This is a genomic window from Microcoleus sp. PH2017_35_SFW_U_B, assembly GCF_020737865.1.
Lineage (GTDB): Bacteria > Cyanobacteriota > Cyanobacteriia > Cyanobacteriales > Microcoleaceae > Microcoleus.
In genome coordinates this window covers 21,902-31,007 of record NZ_JAEQDE010000068.1, presented here as the reverse complement: position 1 = coordinate 31,007, position 9,106 = coordinate 21,902, and the positions used below count along the sequence as shown (strand labels likewise).

Annotated in this window: 4 protein-coding genes; all 4 read right to left on the bottom strand. The window is 45.8% G+C overall.

All coding sequences use genetic code 11. The annotated features are described in order from the left end of the window. Window positions 1–169 precede the first annotated feature (169 nt). The 4 genes from JGK36_RS19035 to JGK36_RS19020 all read right to left on the bottom strand — a co-directional run bounded on the left by JGK36_RS19035 (window position 170) and on the right by JGK36_RS19020 (window position 9,072). On the bottom strand, window positions 170–574 hold the full coding sequence (locus JGK36_RS19035) for a four helix bundle protein (RefSeq protein WP_293183875.1): 405 nt from the start codon (window positions 572–574) through the stop codon (window positions 170–172). A 73-nt stretch (window positions 575–647) separates the two neighbouring features. Next, a complete protein-coding gene (locus JGK36_RS19030) occupies window positions 648–3,662 on the bottom strand; it encodes a peptidase domain-containing ABC transporter (RefSeq protein ID WP_293197812.1) in 3,015 nt (1,004 codons plus the stop codon). Window positions 3,663–4,272: 610 nt separating this feature from the next. After that, window positions 4,273–5,022: a peptidylprolyl isomerase gene (locus JGK36_RS19025; protein WP_293183871.1), complete on the bottom strand. Its 750-nt coding sequence runs from the start codon at window positions 5,020–5,022 to the stop codon at window positions 4,273–4,275. A gap of 126 nt (window positions 5,023–5,148) precedes the next feature. Then, window positions 5,149–9,072 (bottom strand): glycosyltransferase, encoded by a 3,924-nt coding sequence (locus JGK36_RS19020; protein ID WP_293197813.1) that lies wholly within the window; start codon window positions 9,070–9,072, stop codon window positions 5,149–5,151. Between the last annotated feature and the right edge of the window lie 34 nt (window positions 9,073–9,106).

The following is a 9,106-nucleotide window of genomic DNA, read 5'->3' as shown; positions in this document are numbered from 1 at the left end:
GGAATTGGGAATTGGGAATTGGGAATTGGGAATTGGGAATTGGGAATTGGGAATTGGGAATTGGGAATTGGGAATTGGGAATTGGGAATTGGTAATTGGTAATTGGGAATTGGGAATTGGGAATTGGGAATTGGTAATGGGAATTGGTAATGGGAATTGGGAGTTTTTTTTATTTACGATCGATATCAGATATTTTATCAATCATTTTTTCTTGCTTACCACCTATTGAGTTTAGATAAGCATTTAGCTTTGGCGACAAGTCATCAATTATTGGTTGGAATTTATTTACCTGTTCTATTCCCAACAATTTTCTAGCATATGCCAGTCTCAACAAACTGATTGTTTCATACAAAGAGCCTCTGGCAATCTTCACAAAACGCCGATTGTCTTGATAATTATACCTGCCCCGTCCTTCTGCAATATTAGCACAAACACTATCGGCTGCACGTACAAGTTGTTTCCCCATAGTATCTTTCGTAAAAAAGTCCCACTCTTTGACAATAAACCAAACCTGATTTGCTAGTTTTTCAGCCAACTTGTAAACATCCAAATCTTCAAAATCCGGTCTACTCATATCCCAACCCTCTATTACCTATTACCCATTACCTATTACCTATTACCTATTACCTATTCCCCATTCCCCATGATTATGTGTTCGATGACTCTTGTTGTTGGAATAGGCAGTAGTAACGCCCTTTCAGAGCCATTAATTCTTTATGAGTTCCGCGCTCGACTACAGAACCTTGATCCATCATAATTATTATGTCGGCGTTTTGGATTGTAGTCAGGCGGTGAGTAATGAAAAACACCGTGCGGCCGGCGAAAGATTCTGCTAAGTTGTTGCAAACTTGGCGTTCGGAATGGTAGTCCAAGGCGCTTGTAGCTTCGTCCAAAATCAGCAGTTTCGGGTTTTGCAAAATCGTCCGGGCGATCGCCAAACGCTGCCGTTGACCCCCAGAAAGCGACGCACCACGTTCTCCCACCACCGTATTGTAACCAGCGGGCAAGCCCATGATAAAATCGTGAGCTACAGCTAATTTCGCAGCTCGTACAATCTCATCCGTACTCGCATCGGGATTGCTCAGAGCAATATTTTCTTGGACAGTACAGTTAAACAGCAAAGTATCTTGCAGTACCACGCCAAGCTGACTGCGGAGCGAATATAATTCCACCTTGGCAATGTCATAGCCGTCAATAAAAATCCGGCCCGAAAGCGGGGCATAAAGACGCTGCAACAGCTTCATCGCCGTACTCTTACCGGAACCGCTTCCCCCCACAATTCCCACAAAACTGCCCTGGGGAAATTCCAAGTTCACATTCGCCAATTGCAGCGCGCCGCTCTCTAGGAATCGGAAGGAAACCTCTTCATAGGTAACCTGCCCTTGAATTGCCGGCAGCGGGATATTGCTCCGGTCTTCCTCGCTGGTTTCCGTGGGTTTGTCGATGATATCCTTGAGCATATCGATCGACATCGAGACCTCTTGGAAACTCTGCCACACGCTCACAAACCTGAGGAGCGAACCAGTCACGTTACCGGAAATAATTCGGAAAGCAATCAACTGACCCAAAGTAATGTCATTGCTCAGTACCAAATAAGCTCCCACCCACAACTGAGCCAAGTTACCCACTTGGTTTAAAAAACCACTAATCGTACCTGCCGTAGTCCCGGTCAGAATTGTTTTAAAACTGGCTGTAATATATTTTGCGTAACGGCTAGACCACTCCCAGCGGGATTTCAATTCAATATTTTGAGCCTTAACAGTTTGAATTCCGCTGACTACTTCCACTAGATAGGATTGAGAGTCAGCAAAACGCATATTTCTTTGTTTGATCAGGCGCAGCACCAGCGGATTGATCAGAACAATCATCAGCGCTAGTACCGGGACAACTGCCAAAGATACGAAGGTTAGTTTCACACTGTAGGAGAGCATCACGGCGACGTAAACCACCGAAAATACTGCATCGAGAACCACTGTCAGAGCGGTACCTGTCATGAATTCCCGAATCTGGCCCATCATGCTGAATTTGTAGACCAGATCTCCGACGCGCCGGTTGTCAAAATAACTCTGGGGCAGCCGGAGCAAGTGGTCGATTACCTCCGCACTCAATTTGACATCAATGCGGTTGGAAGTATCTACAAATAAGAAGGTACGCAAACCGTTGAGGAGTCCTTCAAATAGGGCAACACCTAACAGAAACGCACCCAAAATATCCAAGGTGTCGATGCTGCGCTGACCTAATACTTTATCAATAATTACTTGGCTGATTAAAGGGTTGGCAAGACCAAATAGTTGCACAAAAAACGAGGCGAGCAATACCTCAATAAATACTGTTTTGTGTTCCATCAGCGCCGGCACAAACCACCAGAAGCTGAACTGCTCTTTTTGTTCGACTTGCGGCTCTTGCAGCAGCAGGACTTCTCCCTGTTCTCCCCAGTCTTCTCTAAACTGAGGTACCCGCATCCGCATCAGCCCCTTTTCTGGGCTGGCTAGTACCAATTCTTGCTCGGTGATGCTGTAAACAATGGCAAAGCTATCTAGGAATTTAATCATGACCGGAGCTTTGATCCGGTTGATCGCATCTGCTGGCACTTGCGCCAATTGAGGGGTCAGGCCGATGCTTTGGGCGATCGCCCCACAAGCTTGCAGATTGATAACACCAGCGGTTTTTAACTGATTTTCTAGAACTTTGCGGATGATATCCCGACGAAATTTGATACCAAAATACTTGCTCAACATTTGGAAGCAAGCTAGCGGGGCATCTATTTGCCCTTTGGCGCGGAAAACTGGATATTTCCCCGCATCCTTTGGTGCGTCGATTTTGGGTTCTGGGGGACGAGGTGGGGCGATGGGTACATCATCAAAAATGATGCCTCGCTTTTTCCCTAAGCCTCCTGTTCCTGTGTCTGTCTCGCCAGTTAAGGGATCTTCTAGCTCTGATGGTGATGCTGAGGGTTGCCGGAAGCCTACCAAGCGGGCACCGGCGCTGCCTTCTACTTTTAAGGATTTGGCTGCATTTTCAGCAGAGAAACGGCTGCCGGTGGGAAACTCGCCCAAGACGCCGCTGCTGACTAGCCAAATTCGATCGGCATCTAGTTCGTTAGCGAGGTCTTGAGTTTTTTTGTTACCCTTTGGGACGTTGACAACTGTTGCGTCTTCCCAAGCTTGCCGAGTTAGTTCCTTGAGATCCGAAGTGCCGTCGGCTTGGCGCTGCAATTCCAGGCTCAACAGTTCAAACACTTCGCTCAAGGAAGAGTGAGCGTGAAAAGCTTCTCCAAATGTCGGCTGTTTTTCCAGTACACTCAGGAAATCTTCAGCAGGTAGGACGATCGCGATTACATCTGTAGAGGCGATCGCAGTTTCGCAGGGAACTCCTCTGAGCAAGCCAGCCCAGCCGAGAATTTCCTTTGACTGCACCAACCGCAAACTGACGTGGCGCTGCGATCGTTGGTCAAAGCCCAGCAGCCGGGCCTGACCTTGATAGATAATTGCCACCTGAGTCGGCATTTTTTCGCGTTCAAACAGGGGTTGCCCCGTCCGGTAGCCAAGGAGCTGGCATTTAGCCACCAAGGCCGTTAGATCCGTCTCTGACAGTCGGTCAAAGGGAGGTGTTTGAGCTAAGAAATCCTGAATTTGGGTGAGGGAAACAGCGGAAGAAGTCATCCAATTTTCGATTTTTGATTTTTGATTTTTGATTGAAGAATTGAGCCTACAGCCTTTACCGTTCAATTACAGACGCGGATGAGAGGGGCTGTAGCGGGCATAAGTCATCCAATTTTCGATTTTTGATTGAAGAATTGAATCCACACATCAATCCAGAGTGTTTTTGTGACGATGCCAAGGTTTTTAAAGTCTCCAAGGATAAATCCGGGGGCCGATCGCCAAATTAGTTTCGGTCATCGGAAAATGTGCGTGGAAACCCCGTCCTTGTACAACTGCTCTATATTTGATACAATTTTAGTGGTCAACGACCCACCCGCGACGATGGAGACATAAACCCTAACACCAAAGTTTGCGAACAATCGCAACGGGGCAGAAAAATCGGTAGACCGGGAAAAGAGGACGGGGCAATGGTAAACATCCCTAGAATCAAAACAGTCAATCAGAATTCCTTTTGGGTTTTCGACACATAAAAACCGCTGGACTAGCGGGGTTAGTCTGGGGAGCGAACATAAGACCATAAAACTCCTTGTGGGTAGAGGCAGTTGCATTGAAGCAGAAACTCAAATCGTGAGGTTTGGGAATCCCCACGCCTTCAGGCGGGGGGAGGATGTCAAGATATTGAAGAGACGGAAGAGAGCGGCTGTAGCGGGCCTATTTGCGATATTTGTTCGGCGAGCCAGCTTTCAAAGAGTTCGTTAATCAGGTGCAGCCGCATCGATTCGTCGAGCTGGGCCGGCATGAACTTTTCTAGTCGAATAATTACCATCCATTCTGCCAGAGGACGCGGCGTCCAGAGTTGATTTGGCTGGCTGACTGATAAAAGTTTACTGATTGCCGGGTGAGGCTGACTGAGGGGTACTGGACCCAACAGGCCGCCAGACTTGGATTCGGGGCCTTCGGAGAAGTCGCGAGCTACTTCAGCAAAGGTTTGTTCCCCTTCGAGGATGCGGAAGTAAAGTTCGTTTGCCAGTGCTGGATTTTTGGTGCGTACCAGGGAATAGACTACGTGGTCTAGACTGGCTTTGCGGGTTAAAAAATAATTATCTACTTTAGGTCTCCAAGTCTCTTGCTTAAATTTTTCGATCAGCAAGGGCCTGACGGCCATCTCTTGAAGTTCTTCTTCTGTCATATTTTGACTCCGCAGCCAAGCTTCTCTGGCGTCGGGGGCTGTCAGTTGGTGCTGTACCAGAAAGTTCTCGACGGCGGATTTGCGTTCTTCGTCGCTGCAACTAAAGGATGCGATCGCTTGGTCGATGATTACACCCCGCAAGAATTGGGGCATCAACTGGTAACGCTTCAGGAGCGATGGCATATCCTGAGCTTGCAGTAATTTATCGCCTATTTGAAAAAGTCCTGTCATTTTTTAATCTCCAACTGACTTGCGCTTCCCCTTTTAATTTAGCTGTGGCAGGAAAAGAGCGACAACCACTAACCCCTCAATCTCCCGATGATAGCAGAGCGTTAAGAAACCTAGCGCTATAGCTGTCTATTTCTTGACGCTTTGCATCCAGACGGGGTTCCTTTCAAATAGTTTGCCTATTTGATGGGAGTAAGCGCGACTGTCGAGAATTTTGGGATTTGCCGCCATTGTTTGCTGGATTCGATCCCGATAGCGCCGGCGCAGTTCTGGGTTTGTTCCCAGTGCTGTACTCAGTTCTATATAAGAGTTCTCGCTATGTGCTACCAGTTCCGGAAGTTGTAGTTCTTCGAGGACTGCTGCAAATTGTCCCGATCGAGTTTTTTGCCCTTTTCTTGCCACTACAGGCAACCCGGCCAACAGCGGTTCAGCAAAGGGGCCGGCATCGCTGTATGGATAGGAGTCTAAATATATATCAGCCAATTCCAGACATTTTATGCAATCTGCACGATTTGATAGCGCTCGTATCACAACTACCCGCTTTTTGTCAATTCCAAATTCCCCGAAAGTCGATCGAATTTGGTGGTAAAAAGGCACCGTCGGATAGTTTTCGGTGCGCGATCGAAAGGGATACAAAACTAAAATAGAATTCGGTACACCCGCAATAATTTTTGCCCAAGTTTCTCGCAATTCTGGGATAATTGTCCGAGCCCGAGCACAGGACATGAACACTACAGATTCATCGGTGGCTCCCCAACTGCTGCGAGTCGGTTCAACGGTGGCAGGGGCTAACTCTACAGGATAGCTGAAACAAACTCCCGACCCTTCTAAAGTAATTAATTTTTCGCGATACTCTGGTGCATCTGCCGGCAAAGTCAAATCTCCGACAATCAAACAATCGATATTGCGGGCTGCGGTAGTGGCGGGAGTGGATGCAGCGGTAGCAATTTGCACCCGCGCCAGTCGGTGCAAGCACAGCAGCGCGCTGGGCCCGGAAGTGTCGGCGATATTGGTGCTAATTAGCAGAATATCTAAATCGTGCGATCGAATTTCCTGCACTTGCTGCGGCAAATCTTCCGAAAGTTGGACTAGCTTGTCGGCGCAACTTTCGCAATATTTCCCCAGTTGCTCATCTTGTACCTGGAAATGATACACGATAACTTCAAATTTGTCTCTGTCTAAATATTCAAAACCTGAAAGAGCAGCAAAAGTCTCAAATTCAGCACTAATTTTGTAGAGCAAAAAGCCGACTCTAACTTTAGTTCGTCGAGGTGATCTATCAGCAAAATTCCAGTCTATTTTAGAGCCAATATTTTTGAAGTGAAATTCCAGAATATCAGCTCGCTGGCTCAAGACATTGACCAGATTTTTGTCACTTAAATACAAAGCTTTGAAGCTAACACTTTGTGCCACAAAAGCCGCCAAATAACGCCAAACTTCCGAATCTGGAAAACTGGCGATATTAGCAGACACGTACTCGATTAGCTGCTGGAAATATTGAGAATATCTTTCAACCTCTCCCGTTTGTTGAAAGCAAGCCGGAGACTGAAATAGGAAATTCAAAAAATCGTCAAAAAACCACTGGGGAATTGCTGCATTTTTATACTCTAGCGGCAACTGATAAGCATCGCAGTACAGCATCGCTGCCAGAGAATATTGAATCTTATCAGCAACTTCCCCTGCTTCAGCAAGTTTAGAAGATAACTGCTGGACAAAACTTTGTTCCGACTCCGTTAAACTTTCATATTTGAGGCTGCTATCTAGGAGCAATTTATGAGCTTTCCCTGCTGCTTGCGAGTAAGCAGTTTCTAATGTTTCGGCGGTCAAATTCAGCCAATACTCAGCTAGCTGTTGGCGGTATTGGCGCATTTTTGCCAGAATAGACTGGTTTGATGGCAATTTTTTGTATTTTTCAACCAGTGCTGACAAGTCAGATATATTAGGCTGGGTTCTAGATACCAACTTTTGCCGGATTGTCTGTTTAATTTGTTGATTTAGGAAACTGTAATCAGGACTATTTAGGAGTTTCTTGTAAAATCTGACGACATCTTTATGATTTTCCCCAGCAGCGAAGTTTTTCCAGGTTTGTTGTTCGGGATGAATCCGCAGTGACGAAAGTTTTTCGTCTACAAACCCGACGTGATAGTTTCCCATGATCCGCCACCACATATCTAAGTCTACATACTGAGATAATCCTGAATCAAACAATCCTATTTCGCCAAAAACTCGGGCGGCAATTAATACGGTACTCGGTTCGCCAATTTTGTTGATGGGGTTGTTCAAGCAGTTAGCATCTGCTAGCAAGTCTTTTCCGGGCTGAATAGATTTTAAATTCGACCAACTTTTGTGCAAATCTTTGATTGATTGGGAAGCTTTCCGCAAAATTGGGTGAGATTCATCTTCAGCGATGGTGATGCCGCGCGGGGAGAAAACCATGCCTATGTCTGGGTTTTGTTGGGCGGTGGCGACCATTTTGGCGATACATTCTGGTGCCAGCAAGTCGTCTTGAAACAGAAATTTGATGTATTCACCTTTGGCTTGCTGGATGCAGAAGTTCCAGTTTTGCGATAAGCCGTAGTTGCGGTGCAGGATGATGCGGAAGTCGGCGGATGTTTGCGATTGGAAGGATTGGGCGATCGCAATTGTGCGGTCTGTGGAGCCGTCGTCGGATACAATTAGTTCTATGTTGCGGTAAGTTTGGGCGATCGCGCTTTTGATTGTTTCCTCAATAAATGCCTCTCCGTTGTACGTCGGAATGCAAATACTCACCAAAGGCTGCCAGCTTCGCAGTTCGTTTTTTGATTGAGTTTGTTGGTTTGACTCTGGGAATTCAGCTTGGGGATGAGATTGCTTCGTTCCTCGCAATGACAAGGAATTTTGATTGAATTGGGCCCAAATTTTTGCAGGCTCTGCTTTGACCATTCGTGACAGAGGCAAATTTTGAAAATTATCGGTAATCTCGGCAATATATTCGAGACGTTTTCTAATTTTACTCCCTGTAACTTGCGGGTTGAGTAAAGTCTGAATTTCCGCAGCAGCTACCACTCCAATTTTTTGAGATTCTTGGTAATTATTAAAAACATAGCCCATTAAATCAGCAGCGTGTCCGACATCCGGTTCGGCCCAAACATTGCCTTTTTTATAAGGCCCGCAATCTTCCTCGATTGGGACTAACTTATACTTCACTAAAAAGCTATTACCGACATTCATAAATTCTGTATTTGATGAATAACCGGTGGCAATTACAGGCTTGCCGTAAAACATCGCTTCAGCCATTGTCAAGCCGAATCCTTCGCAGCGGTGCAGCGACACGTAACAATCGCAACTGTAAAGCAAACCGTTGATTTCATCTTTGGATAAATACCCGTCTTGATGTCTGATATTTGCAGAATCATCTATGGCAAGATTCAACAATTCTAAATCTTTGAGATTTTTGTCGGAGTTGGAAGATTTGATCAGCAATAATACGCGGTCATCTTCACCAAAAGCTGTTTTAAATGCTTGGATGACTGCCAAAGGATTTTTGCGTTCGATGCGGCTGCAAAAGTCGAAGACAAACAGAAAAATAAATTTATCTTTAGGTAAATGTAGTTCTTCCCTGCTGAGGGAAGGTGCAGGTAAAAAAATACTGGGCATGATTTTGATGACTGGAATTGGCGAAACTTGAGAAATTGCTTCTGCACAAGAATTGCTGTAAGTCCAGATTTCGTGAAAGTGATTAAATGCTGGCTGCCATTGGGGAGGAAATCCGGGAAGTTCCCAGGCCCAAAAGCCGATATTGTATTTATTCTCAAAATAGCTGGAACCTCTATCTTTGATGAAAGTTTTAACTTCATCAGCGTTGACTTGAATTAGATTTACCGGATGGGGATTGTCTGGGCTAAAGTTTTGATATGTGGTGTCTTTTTTACGGTGGGGACTGCGGGTAAAATTGTTGATAGCCAAGGGAATTCCGGCGGCTTCTGCGGCTCTGATGTTGGCTCTTACTCCTTCTCCTATGCCAAATTCGCCGTTGATGTATCCGGCGATGTTTATTCCTAAATTAGGATTCATAATTTATAATGTATTTAGTACAGTGCTGTGTTTA